This window comes from Clostridium sp. YIM B02555 (assembly GCF_022320955.1).
GTDB lineage: Bacteria > Bacillota > Clostridia > Clostridiales > Clostridiaceae > Clostridium > Clostridium saccharoperbutylacetonicum.
Window position 1 is genome coordinate 671,623 of record NZ_JAKJJY010000001.1, and the last position, 20,216, is coordinate 691,838.

The 20,216-nt window shown below is 31.7% G+C and carries 20 protein-coding genes; all 20 read left to right on the forward strand.

Annotated elements, in window-relative coordinates:
- Positions 1-168 precede the first annotated feature (168 nt).
- The gene (locus L3B98_RS03030) at positions 169-993 is read left to right on the forward strand and encodes a transporter substrate-binding domain-containing protein (RefSeq protein WP_238915545.1); all 825 of its coding nucleotides are present in this window, start codon (positions 169-171) and stop codon (positions 991-993) included.
- 18 nt (positions 994-1,011) lie between these two features.
- Positions 1,012-1,698: an amino acid ABC transporter permease gene (locus L3B98_RS03035; protein WP_238915546.1), complete on the forward strand. Its 687-nt coding sequence runs from the start codon at positions 1,012-1,014 to the stop codon at positions 1,696-1,698.
- 16 nt (positions 1,699-1,714) lie between these two features.
- Complete coding sequence (locus L3B98_RS03040) at positions 1,715-2,425, forward strand: amino acid ABC transporter permease (RefSeq protein WP_238915547.1); 711 nt, start codon at positions 1,715-1,717, stop codon at positions 2,423-2,425.
- Complete coding sequence (locus L3B98_RS03045) at positions 2,422-2,598, forward strand: hypothetical protein (RefSeq protein WP_238915548.1); 177 nt, start codon at positions 2,422-2,424, stop codon at positions 2,596-2,598. The genes L3B98_RS03040 and L3B98_RS03045 overlap by 4 nt, the downstream gene beginning before the upstream one ends.
- Before the next feature lie 23 nt (positions 2,599-2,621).
- Positions 2,622-3,374 carry an amino acid ABC transporter ATP-binding protein gene (locus tag L3B98_RS03050; protein ID WP_238915549.1) on the forward strand — a complete coding sequence of 251 codons (753 nt, stop codon included), beginning with the start codon at positions 2,622-2,624 and terminating at the stop codon, positions 3,372-3,374.
- A 55-nt stretch (positions 3,375-3,429) separates the two neighbouring features.
- On the forward strand, positions 3,430-4,878 hold the full coding sequence (locus L3B98_RS03055) for a nitrogenase component 1 (protein WP_238915550.1): 1,449 nt from the start codon (positions 3,430-3,432) through the stop codon (positions 4,876-4,878).
- A gap of 4 nt (positions 4,879-4,882) precedes the next feature.
- On the forward strand, positions 4,883-6,151 hold the full coding sequence (locus tag L3B98_RS03060; protein ID WP_238915551.1) for a nitrogenase component 1: 1,269 nt from the start codon (positions 4,883-4,885) through the stop codon (positions 6,149-6,151).
- 41 nt (positions 6,152-6,192) lie between these two features.
- On the forward strand, positions 6,193-6,639 hold the full coding sequence (locus L3B98_RS03065) for a pyridoxamine 5'-phosphate oxidase family protein (protein WP_238915552.1): 447 nt from the start codon (positions 6,193-6,195) through the stop codon (positions 6,637-6,639).
- A 50-nt stretch (positions 6,640-6,689) separates the two neighbouring features.
- Complete coding sequence (locus tag L3B98_RS03070) at positions 6,690-8,162, forward strand: nitrogenase component 1 (RefSeq protein WP_238915553.1); 1,473 nt, start codon at positions 6,690-6,692, stop codon at positions 8,160-8,162.
- Positions 8,163-8,164: 2 nt separating this feature from the next.
- Positions 8,165-9,463: a nitrogenase component 1 gene (locus tag L3B98_RS03075; protein ID WP_238915554.1), complete on the forward strand. Its 1,299-nt coding sequence runs from the start codon at positions 8,165-8,167 to the stop codon at positions 9,461-9,463.
- A gap of 586 nt (positions 9,464-10,049) precedes the next feature.
- Positions 10,050-11,234: a M20 family metallopeptidase gene (locus L3B98_RS03080; RefSeq protein ID WP_238915555.1), complete on the forward strand. Its 1,185-nt coding sequence runs from the start codon at positions 10,050-10,052 to the stop codon at positions 11,232-11,234.
- A gap of 97 nt (positions 11,235-11,331) precedes the next feature.
- Complete coding sequence (locus L3B98_RS03085) at positions 11,332-11,478, forward strand: hypothetical protein (protein ID WP_238915556.1); 147 nt, start codon at positions 11,332-11,334, stop codon at positions 11,476-11,478.
- A 74-nt stretch (positions 11,479-11,552) separates the two neighbouring features.
- Positions 11,553-11,957 (forward strand): nitrogenase component 1, encoded by a 405-nt coding sequence (locus tag L3B98_RS03090; RefSeq protein WP_238915644.1) that lies wholly within the window; start codon positions 11,553-11,555, stop codon positions 11,955-11,957.
- 22 nt (positions 11,958-11,979) lie between these two features.
- A complete protein-coding gene (locus L3B98_RS03095; protein WP_238915557.1) occupies positions 11,980-12,480 on the forward strand; it encodes a dinitrogenase iron-molybdenum cofactor biosynthesis protein in 501 nt (166 codons plus the stop codon).
- Positions 12,481-12,562: 82 nt separating this feature from the next.
- A complete protein-coding gene (locus L3B98_RS03100; protein WP_238915558.1) occupies positions 12,563-13,198 on the forward strand; it encodes an NUDIX hydrolase in 636 nt (211 codons plus the stop codon).
- Positions 13,199-13,646: 448 nt separating this feature from the next.
- Positions 13,647-14,672: an ABC transporter substrate-binding protein gene (locus L3B98_RS03105; RefSeq protein ID WP_238915559.1), complete on the forward strand. Its 1,026-nt coding sequence runs from the start codon at positions 13,647-13,649 to the stop codon at positions 14,670-14,672.
- 80 nt (positions 14,673-14,752) lie between these two features.
- On the forward strand, positions 14,753-15,535 hold the full coding sequence (locus L3B98_RS03110) for an ABC transporter permease subunit (RefSeq protein ID WP_238915560.1): 783 nt from the start codon (positions 14,753-14,755) through the stop codon (positions 15,533-15,535).
- Between the two features lie 18 nt (positions 15,536-15,553).
- Complete coding sequence (locus L3B98_RS03115) at positions 15,554-16,315, forward strand: ATP-binding cassette domain-containing protein (protein WP_238915561.1); 762 nt, start codon at positions 15,554-15,556, stop codon at positions 16,313-16,315.
- Positions 16,316-16,413: 98 nt separating this feature from the next.
- Complete coding sequence (locus L3B98_RS03120; RefSeq protein ID WP_238915562.1) at positions 16,414-17,799, forward strand: lanthionine synthetase LanC family protein; 1,386 nt, start codon at positions 16,414-16,416, stop codon at positions 17,797-17,799.
- 26 nt (positions 17,800-17,825) lie between these two features.
- Positions 17,826-20,201 carry a DMSO/selenate family reductase complex A subunit gene (locus L3B98_RS03125; protein WP_238915563.1) on the forward strand — a complete coding sequence of 792 codons (2,376 nt, stop codon included), beginning with the start codon at positions 17,826-17,828 and terminating at the stop codon, positions 20,199-20,201.
- Positions 20,202-20,216 lie beyond the last annotated feature (15 nt).

Below are 20,216 nucleotides of genomic sequence, written 5' to 3' on the forward strand. Positions count from 1 at the left end.
CATATAAAACATATTGAAATACTTGGATTGAGTGTTTTGGATAGGTTGACCAGTAAACTGGAGATCAAAATTAACTTCTAAAATTTATAGGGGATAGTTTGATCTTTTTTTTATTATATAAAAACCGAGTATTTATATGGGAATATGCATAAAAGGAGAGGGCATAAAATGAAAAAATTAAAATTTATTAAGGCAATTGTAGGAATATTAGTATTAACCACGGTATTAATTGGATGTGGGAGCAATGCTAACCAGAAAGGAACTGACCAATCTGGAGCAGAGCCTAAAACAATAGTAATAGGGACAGGAAATGCGTTTAAACCATATTGCTATTTAGATGACAGTGGCAATCTTGCAGGATATGAAATTGAAGTGTTAAAGGAAATAAACAAGAAGCTTCCACAATATAAATTTGAATTCAATCAACTTGAATTTAAAAATATATTACTAAGCTTAGAATCAAATAAGGTAGATGTAGGAGCACATCAATTTGAAAAAAATCCAGAGCGTGAATCTAAATATTTATTTGGTACTGAAAGTTATACAAATTTTATTTTAAGAATTACTGTTGGAAAAGATAGAACAGATATAAAGTCAATTAAAGATTTAGAAGGTAAAAAAGTACAAACAAGTGCAGGAAGTAATGATGCATATATGTTAGAACAATATAACAAAGAACATAACAATGCTATAAATCTTGTTTATACATCAGGACTTGATGCAGCTACTACTATAAAAAATATTGAAGATGGAAGAATAGATGCATTCGTATCAATTAAAAGGATAGTAGATTCTTACAACCAAACCTATGGAGAAAAGCTAAAAACTATTGGTGATCCTATAGCTACCTCAAATACTTACTATGTATTTAGAAAAGAGGATACAAAATTGCAAGGTGAGTTTGATAAAGCGTTAAAAGAATTAAAAGCTGATGGAACTTTGGCAAAAATATCAATCAAAATTTTGGGCGGAGACTATACAGCTAATGAATAGAGAAAAAGGAGAGATAAAATGGGAAATTACTTTAATATTAATCTAATATTTCAATATTTGCCTCAATTATTATCTCGCCTTCACATTACATTATTGATTGTACTAAGTGCAACTGCTATTGGATTAATTTTTGGGATTATATTAGCCTTATTTCGAGTATATAACGTACCTGTGCTAAATCAAATTTCTATTATTTATATATCGTTTATGCGTGGAACACCAATACTTGTGCAGATGTTTATAGTATATTATGGATTGCCAATGCTATTAATGAAAATAGGAATAAACATAAATAGATGGGATAAATTATATTTCGTTATAATTACTTATGGTCTTAATGCAGCTGCCTTTAAAGCAGAAATGATAAGAGCAGCAATAGTAAATATTCCAATAGGACAAGTTGAAGCGGCATATTCAGTTGGAATGACAAAATTGCAGGCTTTTACAAGAATAATTGCACCTCAATCAGTTATTATCATATTGCCAACTCTTGGAATTACATTAGTAGGACTTCTTCAAGATACATCGTTGGCTTTTACACTTGGAATAATAGATGTAATGGGAAAGGTTAATGCTATAGCAGCTAATACCTATCGTTCTTTAGAAGGATATGTTTCAGCAGCAATTATTTTCTTTATATTATCCATTTTACTAGAGCAGCTTTTTTCTGGTTTAGAGAAAAAACTGTATATTCAAAAAATATAGTTTGGCAGGTGGAAATATGAGTTTTGATATAAGTTTTATGATTACAGCTTTAAAGGAAGCAATAAAATATATACCTATTACTTTGGTGCTTGCTGCTATACCTCTTATTATAGGAAGCATTATAGGAACGTTAATTGCAGTAATTAGAATATATGAGGTTAAAGTTTTGAGTAAGTTAGTGCAGATTTTCGTTGTTATTATAAGAGGAATTCCTCTTGTATTAATATTATATATAGTTTATTTTGAAGTGCCCAAATTGGTTGATATTTTTTCAGCTAAATTTAGTTGGAACTTTCAATCTAAGGATATAAATAGTATTTATATAGCAATTGTAGCAATATCAATTTCTGCTATTGCAAATATCTCAGAAACAATAAGGGCAGGTTTAATCTCAGTAGGCACAGGACAATTTGAGGCAGCTTACTCTGTTGGTCTCACAAGAAGTCAAACTTTAAGAAGGATTATAATTCCACAAGCATTACCAGTAATAATTCCATCCTTATGTAGTAATTTTATAGGGCTGATTAAAGGGTCCTCTATAGCTTATTTAGTAGCTATAGTGGATATAATGAATGGGGCTTTAATAACGGCGACTGCAAACTATAAGTTTTTAGAGGCATATATAGCAGCAGCAATTGTATATTGGACATTATGTGTATGTATAGAAAAAGCTTCATTTATTATAGAAAAATATTTGAGAGGTTTTACAATAGGTGAATGTTTATGAAAAAAATAAATATAATAGAATTCTTAAAAACTTATTTATTGACTTTGATATTAATAATTGCTGCATTCATATGTTCATATAGTGCATTTTACAGAGAGCATAATGATCCTGGAATAGAAAAAAAGACAGTTAGTAGTAATAGAGTAGTGGCTGCTTTTGAAAAATATGACTAGTTAAAGAGAGCGGGGATGAAATTTTGATTGAAATAAAGGGGATTCATAAGAAGTTTGGGAAAAATGAAGTCTTAAAGGGTGTTGATATTAAAGTTAATAAAGGGGAAGTAGTAGTAATATTAGGTCCAAGTGGATCAGGGAAAACTACTTTATTAAGGTGTATAAATTTTCTTGAAAAAGCAGATGACGGGCAGCTGGTAGTAGGAAGGAAAATTGTTAATTTTAAAAGTGCAAATAAAAAAGAAATCTTAGAAATCAGAAGGCAAACAGCAATGGTTTTTCAATGCTATAACCTCTTTAGCAATAAAACAGCCCTTGAAAATGTAATGGAAGGATTAGTTACTGCAAGGAAAATACCAAAAAAGGAAGCAGAAGAAATAAGCAAGAAGACCTTAGATAAGGTTGGTTTAAATGATAAATATAATTTTTATCCATCTCAACTTTCAGGTGGGCAACAGCAGAGAGTTGGAATAGCACGTGCTGTTGCACTTAATCCAGAAGTGATTTTATTTGATGAACCAACCTCAGCATTAGATCCAGAACTTGTAGGTGAAGTACTTTCTGTAATGAAAAATGTAGCAAAAGAAGGAATTACTATGATTGTAGTTACTCATGAGATGTCTTTTGCATCTGATATAGCTAGCAGGGTTATTTTTATGGATGGAGGAGTAATAGTTGAGGAAGGTTCGCCAAATGATATATTTACTAATCCTAAAGAAGAACGAACTAAACAATTTTTAAAGAGAATACTTCCAGAGTGGAATTACACAATTTAGCGTATTTAAAGTGGTACGTTAGGATGTATATGCAATAATTTTAGGAGTGATTAAAATGACTAGGATAATTGAAAGAAACAGAGAAGAAAGAAAATATGCGCTTACTGGAGGAGGTGGGTGCAGTCATAATCTTTCTGGAAGTTTTAAGAAGAGGTGTTTAAAAAATGCAGAAAGAAGTTTTGCGCAAACTACTCAATGCCAAGAAATTAATAGTATTCAAGCACTGTTGTCTATGGAAGATGCGGCATTTGTGGTTCATTCTCCAAATGGTTGTGTAGGGTGTGTATCATTTATGAATGATGGATTTAAAGTGGGACAATATCATCGGGGTATTCAGAAAATTAGAAACGCTAGATATATTGTCACTAGTTTAGATGAAAAAGATATTGTTTTTGGAGGTGAAGAAAAGCTAACTAAAGCAGTTCTCGATTTAAATTCAAGGTATAATCCCAATATAATATTCATATTTGCTTCATGTGCATCAGGAATAATTGGTGATGATATTGATTCAGTAGCAGCAAATTTACAAAATGAAATAGATGCTATTGTAGTTCCAATACATTGCGAAGGATTTAAATCAAAAGTTCCTGCAACAGGCTTTGATACAGTATTTAATTCAATAATTAAATATGTATTGAAGGATGATAAACCAGAAAAAGAAAAAGGGTTAATTAATGTTTTTGCAACTACATCTATAGGATATAAGGATCAACTTGAAATAGAAAAATTATTACATGTATTAGGACTACATGTAAATTATATTCCTTTTTATTCAAGTGTTGAAAAACTTAGAAAAATAGTTAAAGCTGAATATTCAGTAGCTATATGCCAAGTATTTGCAGATGAATTTATGGAATATTTAAAGAATGAATATGATATTCCTTATTCTGTAACTGGCATGCCAATAGGTATAAGAAGCACTGATGACTGGTTTTTATCAGTAGCAAAATTAGTTGGGAAAGAAGACATAGCTCTAAAATATATAGAAGAGCAGCATAAAAAAGTTGTTCCAGAAATTACTGAAATTAGAAAGCTTACTGAAGGAAAAAAAGTATTTATATGTGCAGGAACAGGAAGAGGGATTGCAGCGGCAAGTCTAATAGAAGATTTTGGGATGAAGCTTGTTGGTATACAAACACCTACCTATGAGGAAGCTTTTATTGAAAGCTTTGATGAATTAGAAAAAATTCATGGAGGGGATTTTATTATTGATATAGCTAATATGCAGCCTTTTGAGCAGGTTAATCTTGTTAATAAATTAAAACCTGACTTTTTCCTGGGAATGTCTAACTGGGTATCAAAACTTGGAATTCCATCAACACACATCCTTGAAGCTAAGAGACCAACTTTTGGTTATAATGGTTTAATTTATTTAGGAAGAAAAATTCAAAATTCAATTGAAAATCCAGGCTTTAATATTAAGCTTGCAAAACATAAAAAACTTCCTTATAAAGAAACTTGGTATGAAGAAAATGCATTTAAGTATTTAAAGGAGGGGGTGTAAACTAATGCAAAATTACGTGGAGAATCCAAGATCTTTATGTGCGTTAAATGGTGCTATTGGTGTTTTTTCAGCATTAGGTAAAACAATACCTATTCTTCATGCAGGACCAGGTTGTGGGCTTCAAGCTTCAATAGGTGTAAAATCAGGATATGTTGGTGGGGGAACTGGGTGTCCAAGCTCTAATATGTTTGAGAAAGAAGTTGTTTTTGGGGGCATTAATAGATTAAGAGAAACAATAGAAGGAACCTTAGAAGTAATGGATGGAGATCTATACGCAGTTCTTACAGGTTGTACTTCAGGGATTATAGGTGATGATGTAGAAAATTTGGTAGAAGAATTTAAAAAGAAAGATATTCCAATAGCTTATATTGAAACATCTGGCTTTAAAGGAGATTCTTATTTTGGATATGAAGTTTCCTTAACTGAACTTATAAAGCAATTTGTAGAAAAAAGTTCTGAAAAAGAAGCAAAAACAGTAAATATTTTTGGAATAGTGCCAACGCAAGATATAACCTGGAAAGGGAATATTGAAGAAATTACAAGAATATTAAAAAAACTTGGATTAAAAGTAAATACATTTTTTACTGAAAATCAAGGTATAGAAAATATAAAAGCTTCTTCAAAAGCTAGTTTAAATATAGTATTTTCTCCTTGGCTTTTAAAAGAGTTATCAGATATTTATAAAAATGAATTCGATATAGATACTTTTAGATATGAAGGGCTTCCAATTGGTCCGACAGCTACATCAGATTTTATAAAGAGATTAGCTAAACATATTTCAATAGATGAAGAACTAGTTTTAAGTGTGATAAAAGAAGAAGAGGATTATGTTTATAGTTACTATGAGTATATTAATGTAATGCTAAAAACATATCGATTTATAATTGTGGGTGATTCAAATGTGGTATTAGGGTTAAATAGATTCTTGGTAAATGACTATGGACAAATTCCTTTAATTTCAATAATTACAGATGATGTGCCAAAAGAAAATAGAGAAGAAATAGAAAATGAATTAAATAATTTAGAATATGCACGAAAACCTCAAATAATTTTTGAAAATGATAAATGGAAAATTAGTGAGATTATACGAGAGGCTCAAGATGAGGCAACTTTAATTTTAGGAAGTAGTTTTGAAAAAGAAATAGGAATCGAACTTGATATTTTTACAGTAACAGTATCTAATCCATCAACAGAAGCACTTATTCTTAATAAGGGCTATGCAGGATATAGAGGATCTTTAACTTTTTTAGAAGATTTATATAACAATAATTAATTTATAGATTTAAAAATAATAATTTTGAAAGAGGGATAAATATGAGTGAAGCAATTGAAAAATCAATAAAGTATGTAGAAGAATCAAAATTAGGGTTATTAATAACAGTAGATGAAAATAAAGTGCCTTTTATTAGAACTATTGGAGCCTTTTCAAATGAAGGAGCAAATATATATTTTTTAACAGGAAAAGAAGCTGGCAAAGTGAAGCATATAAATTCAAATCCAATAGTAACTTTTTATTTTGAACAGGAAGGACAAGCTTATGAAAGCTTTAAAAGTGTCTCAATAATTGGAGATGCATCGAAAGTAACTGAAAAAGATGAATTAGATAAAGCTATTGAAGCAATAAGTGTGCGTTATCCTGTAATAAAAGATAAGGTAGCAAATGGAGAATTTCAAGAGTCAGCAATTTATGTTGTTAAGGCAAAAGCTATAAAGCTAGCTGATTATACGCAATCACCTAGAGAACAGCTAATTAACTTATAAGTAGTTTTATAAAATAAATATTAATAATTTAAGATATGGGGGAATTAAAAGTGGCTATAGATTTAAAAATATCTGCAGTTGGGACAAGAGAGAGCCGTTTAGGCTCTATCACAGGATATAACGGTGATTTACATGATATAGTTAATCAATCTCAATGTGGAACGTTAAAAAATAAGGAGAGATGTTTTAGTCAATCAAGTTCGTGTAACGCAATGTGTGCACTCGGACAATTATCAGGAATAAGAGATGTCGCAATAATAAATCATGCACCATCAGGATGTACAGCAGTTGCATCAGGTATTAATGTAAATAATAATCAGCTGGCAACCAAAAGAGGTGTTTCAAATAATACTGTATTTTTAGGGACAGATATGGATGAAAATGACACAGTATTTGGAGCTACTGGAAGCCTTAAAGAAATAATATTGGAAACTTACAATAGATACAAACCAAAAGCTATATTCATAGGTACATCCTGTGTATCTGGAATTATTGGTGAAGATGTTGACAGCGTAGTTGAAGAAGTTAAAAAGGAACTTCCTGAAGATATTCCAGTTGCTGCAGTTCATTGTGAAGGTTTTAGATCAAGAATATGGGCAACAGGATTTGATGCATCAGACCATGCTGTTTTAAATAGTATAGTAAAACCACCAAAACAGAAAACTAATAAAATTAATTTTAAGAATTTCTATGAGAGTGAAAGAAAGCAAATTATTGATATATTTAGTAACTTTGGAGTTGAACCGGTATTTTTCTATCAAAATTCTACTGTAGAAGAATTATCACATCTTTCAGAAGCACTTGCAACAGTAAGTATATGTGGAGTGTTAGGTTCATATTTAGGAAATGGACTAGAACAGCAATATGGAGTTCCATTTGTAAAAACAATTAATCCATTAGGAGTAGCCGGTTTTGAAACTTGGCTTAGAGGAATAGGAACTGCCATCCATAAAGAAAAGGAAGTAGAGGCTTATATTGAAAGGGAAAGGGAAATTTATCTTCCTAAAATAGAGGAAGTTAAAAAAGAACTAAAGGGATTAAAAGCTGTACTTGGAATGGGACCAGGATACACATATGAAGTATCTCGTGTTCTTCAAGAATTAGGAATGGAAGTTGTATGGGCTGCTTCATGGCATCATGATAAACTTCATGATAATGATGAGATGCCAGCACCGCTTAAATATTTAAGTGAGAATTCCCCATCTAATTTTAAAGTTAGTGTAGCAGACCAACAAAATTTTGAAATTTTAAATATAATAAACCATTATAAACCAGATATATATTTTTCGCGTCACCCAGGTACTACAGTTTGGGCGATTAAGCAGGGGGCAGCAGCGTTATGTGTAAATGATGAATATATGATTTTTGGATATAAGGGTACTCTTGATTTTGCTTATACAGTTTTAGATACAATTAAGAACAGAAGTTTTGAAAAAAATTTAGCAGCTAGAGTTAAACTTCCTTATACAGAATGGTGGTACAAACAAGAAAATTCAACGTTCTTATTAGAGGAGGCAAAATAAAAATGGCTAAAATATTAGATCAACCAAGATATAAATGCGCTTTGGCAGCAATGCAGACTATACAGTCAATAGAAGGTGCAATACCAATATTGCATGCTGGTCCAGGGTGTGGTGCTAAACTTGGAGGAGGTGCAGGAAATTCAGGACATTTTTCACACAATATCTTTCCGTGTACAAATATAAGTGAAAAAGAAGTAGTTTTCGGTGGAGAAAAAAAATTAAGGGAAATAGTAGAAAACTCTCTAAAGGTAATAGATGCAGAACTTTATGTAGTATTAACAAGCTGTACATCAGAAGTTATTGGTGATGATGCAGAAGAAATTGCACGTTCCTTTAGGGAAAAAGGAAAGCCAGTAATTTTCTCATCTACACCTGGATTTAAAGGAAATAATTATTTGGGGCATGAATGGGTAATTGATGCTATTATAGATGAATATTTAGAACCAAGTGATGAAAAGATAAAAGGACTTGTTAATATTTGGGCAGGAATTCCTTTGCACGATCCATTTTGGTTAGGAAATTTGAGAGAATTAGAAAAACTTATAGAACAATTAGGTTTAATATCAAATACTATTTTTGGACATGATAGAGGAATTAAAAATTTAAAAAAGGTTCCTCAAGCTGAATTTAACCTTTTAGTTTCACCATGGCTTGGATTAAATAATGTCAAAAAACTTGAAAGTAAATTTGGAACTCCGTATCTCCATTATCCTGTACTACCAATAGGTGCAGCAGAGACAAGTAAATTTCTAAGAGCAGTTGGAGACTTTGCTGAAATTGATAAGAAAAAAGTAGAGGAAATTATAGAGAAGCAGGAAAAAGAATACTATTACTATATAGAAAGATTTGCAGATGTATTCCTAGAAACTCGTGTAATGGCAAAGCGTTTTGTTGTAGTTTCGGATTCTCAATATTCTCTTGCATTAACAAAATTTTTAGTTAATGATTTAGGTTTGTTTCCAGCTAAACAATATATTATTGATGATGCTCCAGAAAAATATAGGAAACCTATAGAAGGTTATTTTAAAGAATTAAATTATGATATAGAAGCGGAAGTAGAATTTTCTGTTGATGGATATAAAATTCATGATGAAATAAGAAATACAGATTATCATGGTTATCCATTAATATTAGGTAGTTCTTGGGAAAAGAAAGTGGCAAAACAAACAGATGCTCATTACTTGTCTATTTCATGGCCAATAAATGAAAGATTGGTTATAAATAGTTCATATGTAGGATATGCAGGAGGGCTTAAGCTTTTAGAGGATATTTATTCTGTTGTTCTTACAAGATTTAATTAAATATTGAAAAAATTATTATAGATAATTTGCTGAATGGATAACTGAAGACTAAGTGTTTTACTGAAAAGTTAAAATACTTAGTCTGTTTTGTTTACTATATAGCACATAGAGCTTGCGGAACTGGCTATGGATAACATTCTAAATAAAAATTAATAGAAAAATTTAGATGAATATGAGAGGATTAGATTATTTGCTAATAAGATAATCTTCTAAATTGAACTTGGGCAAATATGTTAATTGGATTTCCTTTAAGTCATTCAATACTCCATCTACTAGAGGATACCATTTTCTTTTTGAATGCGTCTAAGTAGTTATAGAAAAGAAAAAATATGTACTATTGTATAGTTATGTTAACTTGACAATGCATAGCTATGGCATTATAATAAATAAAAATACTACAAAACATATCGAATTAGAATGATATTGTTTTTCATTTTTAATATGATAGCTAAAATAAATGAATATAACGCGAAATGTTGACCAGAAATACTGGAGGCCAGTACATCTTAGAAAAGAGATGTATCTGGCCTTTATTATTTATTTTCATGAATCTAAATCGAAAAGGTAGTAAGAGGGGGAAGAATATATGTATCAAAGATTAAAAGAGTTATCTAAAGAGGTATATCAAAAAGTTGTAGAAATTAGAAGAGAGCTTCACAAATATCCTGAATTATCAAATGAGGAATATCATACGTCAGAAATAATAAAACAATTTTTACATGAAAATGATATTGAATTTTCTAAGCTTGGAGATAGTACAGGAGTTGTAGCAATAATACGAGGGAATAAAGAAGGAAAAACATTAGGAATAAGAGCAGATATAGATGCCCTTCCTATACAAGAAGAAACAGAGCTGGAGTTCAAATCAGTTATAAAAAATGTAATGCACGCTTGCGGTCATGATCTTCATGTTGCAACTGTACTTGGATCAGCTTATGTGCTTAAACATTTTAAAGAACAGATTATTGGTAATGTGAAATTTGTTTTTCAGCCTGCTGAAGAAGATGGTAAGGGGGGATATGATGCAGTATATAAATGGGGAGCACTAGAAAATCCTAAAGTTGATGCTTTTGTTGGAGTACATGTATTTCCTAAGATATCTGTTGGACAAATAAGTTTAAAAAGTGGAGTGATTGAATCAGCAGTAGGAAGTTTCAAAATAACCATAAAAGGAAAAGGCGGCCACGGTTCAGCGCCATATGAGACTATTGATCCTGTATTAATTGGATGCAGAGTTGTAGAAGCACTTCAATCAATTATAAGTAGAGAAGTGGATCCACTTATTCCATCAGTATTATCAGTTACCACTTTCCAGGCTGGGCAGAAATCAAACATCATACCAGAAGAAGCAATCATAACTGGAACAATACGTTCTGCTAGTTCAGAACAAGTAGAAAATATTTATAATCGAATAAAAAGAACAGCAGGAGGAATTGCCAGTGCATCAGAGGCAGAAGCTGATGTAGAAGGTGGATTAAGCGTTTTTGCAGTAGTAAATGATAAAGAAATCACTGATAAATTTGCTGTATCAGCTTCAAATATCATAGGTAAAGAAAATGTAATATGGACAGATAGATATTCATTAGGATCTGATGATTTTGCATATTACGCAAAAGAAGTTCCTTCTATATATTTTAAATTAGGTATAAGAAATGAAAAAATTGGTGCTATTTATCCTAATCACAATCCTAATTTTATTGCCGATGAAGAAAGTTTAGAGGTTGGAACAAATATTATTTCAGCATTTGCTTTAGATTTTCTAAAAAATTAATTTTAATACGCTTTGAGGGAATGTTGTTTAAATAGGAGATAAATCGAAGTATTAATATAAACTCATATTATAAATTATTTTGAATGGAGGTAATAAAATGGCAATTAATTTAAAAAGTCCTGAAGTAGAAATACGTGAGAACAGACTGAAATCTTTACTTTCATATAATGGCAGTGCAAGTGATTTAAATAAAAAATCTAATACAGGTGTTTTAAAATGTAAAGACGGTTTTTTTTATCAATGAGGAGATTATTCAGCTCAAAGGGCTTTTAATCAAGTAGCGCGAATTAGAGATGTAGCAGTTGTCAGCCATGGACTATAGGTTGTGCTGGAGATTTTGCAAATTTTAATTCGGAGAATAGAGGAAGATTAGAATCAAGAGGAATTAAATCTACTAATATTCAAGCACTAACTACAAATTTGTTAGAAAAAGACACAGTATATGGTGGTATTGAAAAGCTAAAAACAACAATCGATGAAGCTTACAGAAGATTTAATCCTAAAGTGATTTTTGTAACTACATCTTGTGCGTCAGAAATTATAGGAGATGATGTGGAAAGTGCAATTAATATGGGAACCACGCCAATAGGGAATTTCTATACTGGCATTATAGATGAAAAATTAGATTCAAATGTAAGTTTTATAATAAATGGAGTATTAACGGCTATGTTAATTTTAATGATGTTTATATTAACAAAAAGAAAAGACAGCAATATTAAATAAAAAATATAAGGAGGAATAGAATATGTCTATTAAGGTAGCTGTAGGTAGTAGTAATGGTATAAGAATAGATCAGCATTTTGGAAGTGGAGATAAGTTTTATATATTTGAACTTTTATCAGATGGTAGTTCAAAATTTATTGAAACAATTGAAATAAAAGATGATGATATTGCAAAGGAAAAAGAAAAGATGAAACTGGAAGTGCTAGATACTGATATAATAAGCAGCGGATGCAGCAGTAATGCTTCTTCTGGTTGTGGGGCAGGCTGCAGTTCTGAGGGGGGCTGTGATTCAGGCTCTGGAGATGGATGCAGATCAGGTTCTGGAGGACATGACAATTCTGATTTAATTGCAAAAATAAATTTGCTTTCACCATATAATGCAGTGCTAGTAAGTAGGATTGGAAATAAAGCAGAAAAGTTATTAACATTCAGTGGATTGCAAGTTTTTGAAAATGATGGATTAATTGAAAAGGCATTATCAAGATTAACTATTTATTTTAAACGAACACATGTATTATACTAAGAGTCTATGCAATTTTTAATTATTCATAAATATAGTCCATAATTTTTTGTACCATAGAAGAAAATTGAAAGGTTGTGATCATATGAGTGATATAAAAATATTAGAAGTTATTGAACGAGGCAGAGAGGGCACCATCAACATATTTAATATACAATACCTAACAAAGTCAGGAAAAGAAGCCATATGGAATATGTTTTCACGAAAAAATAAAGTGAAATTTGAAGAGGATCTTATGAATAAAGAGAAATTGATTGCAGATGGTGTTATCATTTGCTCGACACATAAAGATACTGGAAAATTAGTAGTTCTTAAAGAGTACAGAGTAGGAGTAAATACTAATATAATAGCTTTTCCAGGTGGATTGGTAGATCAAGGAGAGACTTATGAGGAGACTGCTATAAGGGAATTGAAAGAGGAAACAAATCTTGATTTAGTGTATATAGATAAGAATAGAGGGATGAAACCTACATATTCGGCTATTGGCATTACAGATGAAACTGTAGCTATAGTTTATGGTGAATGTATAGGAGAACCAAAAGATATGCAAGATGATAATGAGCAAGGAAAAGTTTTATTACTTTCCAAAGAAGATGTAGAGAAAATACTACAAAGTAATGAGTATCAGTTAGGTAGTAGAACTGAATTGATATTTGAAAATTACCTTTTAAGAGGAGGTAATTTAACAAACCAGAACGTATTTCAAGGGAACTCCTTTTAAGAGTTCCCTTGAAACATATTTAAGGATAATGTGAATTAAAGGTAATGTTAATACTCATAGTCATAGTGTATTTATCATTTCAGACACACTTAGGAATTGTTTTTATTTAAGAAGAGAGATCTGCTTAAGGAATTGCAATACGGAAGTATATAATGTGATAAATCATTGTTATAGAAAAAATAATCATAAAGTAATTTTATTATTTTTATAAAAGTTATTGACAAACATCGAAAAAAGATATAAAGTATAAAGCATAGTAAAACTATAGGAATAGTTTAAAATTGAATGATATTTAAGTAGATCTGACTGGAAAACCAGAGGACATGCTTCTAACATAATAGAAGTATGCCCTCTTTTAGTTCGTGTCTAGGAACTTCCCATGAAGGCAAAGTATTCACTAAAATCATACTAAACATATATGATAAATAAAACAATGGAGGGGTAACGAATGAAAGTATTAAAATTAATATCAGGATTAGGAATAGCATTAACATTATTAACGGGGTGCGGAAATTCATCTGGCACAGGCAGCAGTTCAAGTGGAAGTACAGATTCATCTAAAGTTGATTTAAGTAAGGTTACAATTGTAGTTGGAGAAACAGGGTGGAAGAGTAAAGAGGCAGGATTTAAACAAGCTGGTCTTGATAATACGCCTTATAAAGTAGAATATGTAAATTTTCAAGGAGGAAATCTTCAATTAGAGGCTATGGCAGCAAGCCACTTAGATTTAGCACTTACAAGTGAAATTCCACCTATTTTTGCTTCACAAGCGCAAAATGGAGGAAATTTCAAAATAATTGGTATACAACAAGGAACAACTCTACAGCAGGAATTAGTAGTTCCAAAAGATTCACCAATAAAAAATGTTTCTGATTTAAAAGGAAAACAAGTTGCTTATGTTGATAGTACAACAGCTCATTATTTCTTATTAAAAATGTTAGAAAAAGCTGGTTTATCATGGAGTGATATTACACCAGTAAAATTATCTACATCAGATGGGTTAACAGCACTTATAGGTGGAAAAGTTGATGCTTTAGCAAGTTATGGTAATGCAATTATTTCAGCAAAACAAAATGGAGCTACAACTCTTGCAAGTGCTAAAGATATTTTATCAGGAAATTTCCCTATTGAAGCAACTCCAGATGCAATTGCAGATCCAGGCAAACATGCAGCAATTGTAGATTATCTTGAAAGATATAATAAATTTTATGAATGGAGCAGACAAAATGAAGATAAATGGGCTAAAACAACTGCTGATAATACTAAACAACCAGTAGAACAAGCTATTGCAACTTTGAAAGAAGGAGAAGAACAAAAACCAAGTAAAATTGTAGCAACGTCTAAAGAAGCTATTGCATCTGAACAAGATATTGCTAATGCATTTAATAAAGCTGGAGTGCTAAAAAATAAGGTTGATGTTAGTTCATTCTGGAGTAATGCTTTTGACGATGAAATAAAGAAATTTTCTAAATAGAATATTAGGCACAAATATAAGATAATAATCTTATTTTTTGTTAATTATCTTTTATGTGCCTTACAAAGGAGATGATTAATATGATATTTAAAGGAAAAAATCATTTGATAAATAAAATAGTACCTTGGATATTGCCTACCTTTATATTAGTTGCATGGATAGTATTTACAGGCGATGGAGCTATTTCTTCAAAAATATTTCCTAAACCTGAAAAAGTATTAAATAGCTTTATTGATTTAGTAAAAAGCGGAGAATTGTTTAAAAATATTCTAATAAGCACTGAGAGAGCTTTAAGCGGTTTTGTTGTTGGAGGTGGAATAGGTTTTATTTTAGGTTTTATTAATGGATTGTCAAGAAAGGCTGAAAACTTTTTAGATTCTACAGTTCAAATGATTAGAAATATTCCTCATCTTGCTCTTATTCCACTAGTAATTTTGTGGTTTGGAATTGGTCCTGAAGCTAAATTATTGCTTATATCTTTAGGCGTGTTTTTTCCTATTTATTTAAATACCTTTCATGGAATTCGTTCTATAGAGCCACAGCTTATAGAAATGGGTAAGGTATATGGTTTAAAAGGATTTCCTTTATTTAAGGAAGTGATTTTACCAGGAGCACTTCCATCTATTTTAGTAGGGGTAAAACAATCTTTGGGAATTATGTGGTTAACTTTAATAGTTGCTGAAACTGTAGCAGCAGATTCAGGTATTGGCTATATGGCCATGAATGCAAGGGAACTTATGCTTATGGATATTATTGTTTTAAGTATTATAATTTATGCACTTTTAGGTAAGCTTTCAGATGTTTTGGCTAAGTTGTTAGAACAGAGACTGCTTAGGTGGCATCCTAATTTTAAAAAATCATAATAAGGGTAGGTGAATAGTATGCAATCTATTAAAAGTGGAGCACATCTTCATATTGATAAGCTTCAAAAAAATTTTGGAGATGCTATAGTACTTGAGGATATTGAATTAAATATAGAACCAGGAGAATTTATTGCAATAGTTGGAAGAAGCGGATGCGGGAAAAGTACTTTATTAAGATTAATTTCAGGGCTTGAAGAAGCTACCCAAGGTGGAGTTTACTTAGATAACAACAAGATTCAAGGAATTAATTTAGATATAAGATATATTTTTCAGGAAGCAAGACTTCTGCCATGGAAAAGTATAGTTGATAATGTTAGGATTGGAGCAGAAAATAAGGACAAAGATATAGCTTTAAAGGCTTTAAAAGATGTTGGACTTGAAGATAAAGCAAAACAATGGCCAAGCGTTTTGTCAGGAGGCCAGAAACAAAGAGTTTCTTTAGCAAGGGCATTAGCAGGAAATACAAAGCTGCTTCTTTTAGATGAACCCTTAGGAGCCTTAGATGCATTAACAAGGATAGAAATGCAGCAGCTAATTGAAAATCTGTGGTTAAAGAAAGGATTTTCAGTTATTTTAGTAACTCATGATGTAAGTGAAGCAGTTGCTTTAGCAGATAGAGTCATTCTTATTGAAAAAGGAAAAATAACAATGGATACTAAAATTACACTAGCCCGCCCAAGAGAGAGGAATAATGATTTTGTATATTTTGAGAGAAGAATTTTAGACAGGGTTATGAATAAGGAAACTGATACATCACCAAAAGAAGAATATGCAATTTAAAACAAAACGATTCTAATTTAAAAGTGTTTCATATTTTGGAACACTTTTATTGCATTGTTTGTAGGGTATTTATTTGACTCTGAAGTAAAGATTATTCAATGAAAAAAGAGAGGGATGGTATTATGATTTTTGAAAAAGGTATTTTTGAAAAGACAAAAAAGGAGGACTATTTAAGGGAAGCAATTGCGACTGCCACATTTATTGGAACAAGAAGAGTAACTACTCCTAATGGTATTTATTGGTCTCTTAAGGATGCAAGCAGCGGAAAAGATAGTTATTATGATGAAATCTGCTTATATGCAGGAAGTTCTGGAATAATTCATTACTTCCTTCAATTATGGGAAGTAACAGGTGATGAGAAATATTTGAAGGAATCTAAAGAAGCTGCTCGTTATATTTCATATCGTTGGAAAAATAAGCAGGAACTAGAAAAGAATTTTTCAAAGTGGGCATTTTCAACTGGGTATTCAGGAGTGGGGTATGTAATGCTTGAATTATACAATGTTACAAAAGACTCGGTATATAAAAATTTGGTAGTGGAAATTATAGAAAAAATAATAAATGAAGCAAAACCAGCGATACATGGAGATGGATTTTTCTGGTCAAATACTTATAAGGGGATTGTAGGAGATTCAGGAACTTTATTATTCTTATTATATGCAGCAAATAAGCTTAATAAATCTAAGTGGAAGAATTTTGCTATAACAGCAGGTAAGTACTTTTTAACGGAAGTTAGGAATTATGAGAAGGGTGGCAAATATTATATAGGAATTGATCCATCTTATTTTGGATTCCCAGAAGATTATATTGACCCTAATTTTCCAATGGGAACAGCTGGGATAGGATATACTCTTTTAAGATTATATGAAGAAAGTGGAGATAAGGTTTTTCTTGAAGCTGTAGAAGGTCTTCAGGAATTTTATGAAGCTATTGCATTAGAGGATGAGGATGGAGCGTTAATACCATATTCTCTGCCAAATGTAAGGAAGCTGTTTTATCTTGGATATTGTCATGGACCAGTTGGCACTGCCCGCTTTTTTTACAAGTTATACAAGATAACCAATGATCCTAAAAGTCTTCAATGGCACAACAAATTGGTTAAGGGAATAATTAATGCTGGAGCACCAGAAAAGCACTCGCCAGGATATTGGAATACCCATAATCAATGCTGTGGTACATCAGGAATGACAAATCTTTTTCTAGGGGTTTGGGCTGAAACCGGAGAAGAAGAATATTTGAATTATGCTATACGCACAGGTGAACAGATTCTTGGTTTTGCATACCACATTAATGAGAAAAATGAATTGCAAACAAAATGGTATCAGGCAATAGATAGAACAAGTCCTGAAAGAGTTACTACTGCTATTGGATTATATGATGGGGCTGCAGGTATAGGCTGGGCACTACTTCAGTTATATCTAGCGGAAGAAGGTAAATTCCATGTAGCACGAGCTTTAGATGATCCGTATCCATTATATAGATAAAATTTAAAGTGAGAGGAGTATTTTTGATGGCTGATAATAATATAGAATTCAAGAACTGCATTTCAAGAAATGATTTTCTTAACCTTGAAAATTTATTAAACCAGAACAATGAAAGTGAAAATATAGATGGTAATGATGGCTTTTTTGAAGCAAAAAATAAAAATAAAGTAGATTCAGGTGAAAAAATTATTAGAACTTCAGGATCTCATAATTGCGGTGGACGATGTGTAATCAAAGTACATGTTAAAAATAAACGTGTTGTAAGAATTTCTACTGAAGATGATATAGAAGATACTTTTGATAAACCACAGTTACGAGGTTGTCTAAGGTGTAGATCTTATAGAAACAGGTTATATAATCATAATAGATTAAAATATCCAATGAAACGAGTTGGAAAACGTGGAGAAGGAAAATTTAAGCGCATTACTTGGGATGAAGCATTGGATATTATTGCAGATAACACTAAAAGATTGATGAATGAATATGGACCAGATTCAATTTATATAAATTATGCTTCTGGAAATGCTGGCAGAGTTGCTGAACGTGTATGGATGTCACGACTTCTTGGATTGTATGGTGGATATCTGTCATATTATGGTACGTACAGCTCAGCTTGTACGCAGATAGCTACACCTTATACTTATGGAACAATTTATACTGGAAGCAGCAGGGATGATTGGAGCAATTCTAAGTTAATAATTTTACTTGGATGGAATCCTTGTGAAACTATACATGGAACTAACACAGCTTATTATCTAAAAATGGCAAAAAAAGCAGGAGCAAAGATTATATGTATAGACCCTATGTATTCTAGCACAGCTACTTCTCTTGCAGATCAATGGATTCCAATACGTCCAACAACAGATAGTGCTTTATTGGATGCTATGGCGTATGTAATGATTACTGAAAATCTTCATGATCAAGAGTTTTTGGATAAATATTGTTTAGGTTTTGATGAAGATCATATGCCCATAGAGGTACCTAAAGGAAATTCCTTTAAAAGTTATATATTAGGTGAATGTGATGATAAAACTCCCAAGACACCAGCTTGGGCTGAAAATATTACTGGAATTCCACAAGAAACAATTAGTGAATTAGCACGAGAATATGCAACTAATAGACCAGGGGCATTAATTCAAGGCTATGGACCACAGAGGCATGCATATGGTGAACAAGTTGTGAGAAGTGGAACTGTTCTTGCTGCTATGACAGGGAATGTTGGAGTAAAAGGAGGTTGGGCTTCTGGAACAGGATATCAGGTTAGAAACCAATATGTAGCTTCAATTCCAGCATATAATCCTAACAAATCCAAAATTTCAATGTTCTGCTGGCCAGATGCCATAACTCATGGTAAGGGAATGGGATCAGATTTTAGCGTTACAGGAGTAGAAAAATTATCTTCAAATCTTAAGCTCATATTTAATTTAGGTGGAAATTGTTTGATGAATCAGCATGCAGATTCTAATGGTACTGGAAAAATATTAGAGGATGAAGATCTAGTTGAGTTTATTGTTGTAACTGAACATTTCCTTACTTCAAGTGCTAAATATGCAGATATACTTCTTCCAGCAGATAATATGATGGAACGGGATGATATTGTAACTCCTTGGGGGCATGGAGAATACGTACTTTATATGAATAAAGCAGTAGATACTGTTTTTGAATGTAGAAATGCATATGAGTGGATAAGTGATTTAGCCGAACGCTTAGGTTTAAAAGAAAAATTTACAGAAAATAAAATCTTAGAAGAATGGTTAAAATATCTAGTAAAAGAGACTGTAAAGAAAAATCCGGGGTTCCCATCTTATGAGGAATTTAAAGAAAAAGGAATATATAGATGGGAATATAATGCGCCAAGCATTGCTTTCAAAAAGCAGATAGAAGATCCAGAAAATAATCCATTTCCAACACCTTCAGGTAAAATAGAGATATTTTCTAAGGATTTATGGAATAAAAATAATTTAAACGAAATTCCAGCTATACCTAAATATATTACAGCATGGGAAGGTCCAGAAGATCAATTAAGAGAAAAATACCCACTTCAATGTATCGGACATCATACAAAACGAAGAACTCATTCAATACAGGATAATATGAGCTGGATGGAAGAAGTAGAGCCGCAGGCAGTGTGGGTTAATACTTTGGATGCTGAAGAGCGTGGTATTAAAAATGGAGAATTAGCTAAAGTTTTTAATGATAGAGGGGCAGTAATAATACCGATTAAAGTCACTACTAAAATTATGCCAGGCGTTGTGTCTATACCGCAAGGAGGGTGGTATACTCCAGATAAAGAAGGAATAGACAGAAGAGGTTGTGTCAATACATTAACCAAATATAAGCCAACTCCATTAGCATTTGGAAATGCCACTCATACTACCTTAGTACAGATAACAAAAGCATGATGAAAGGAGAAATAA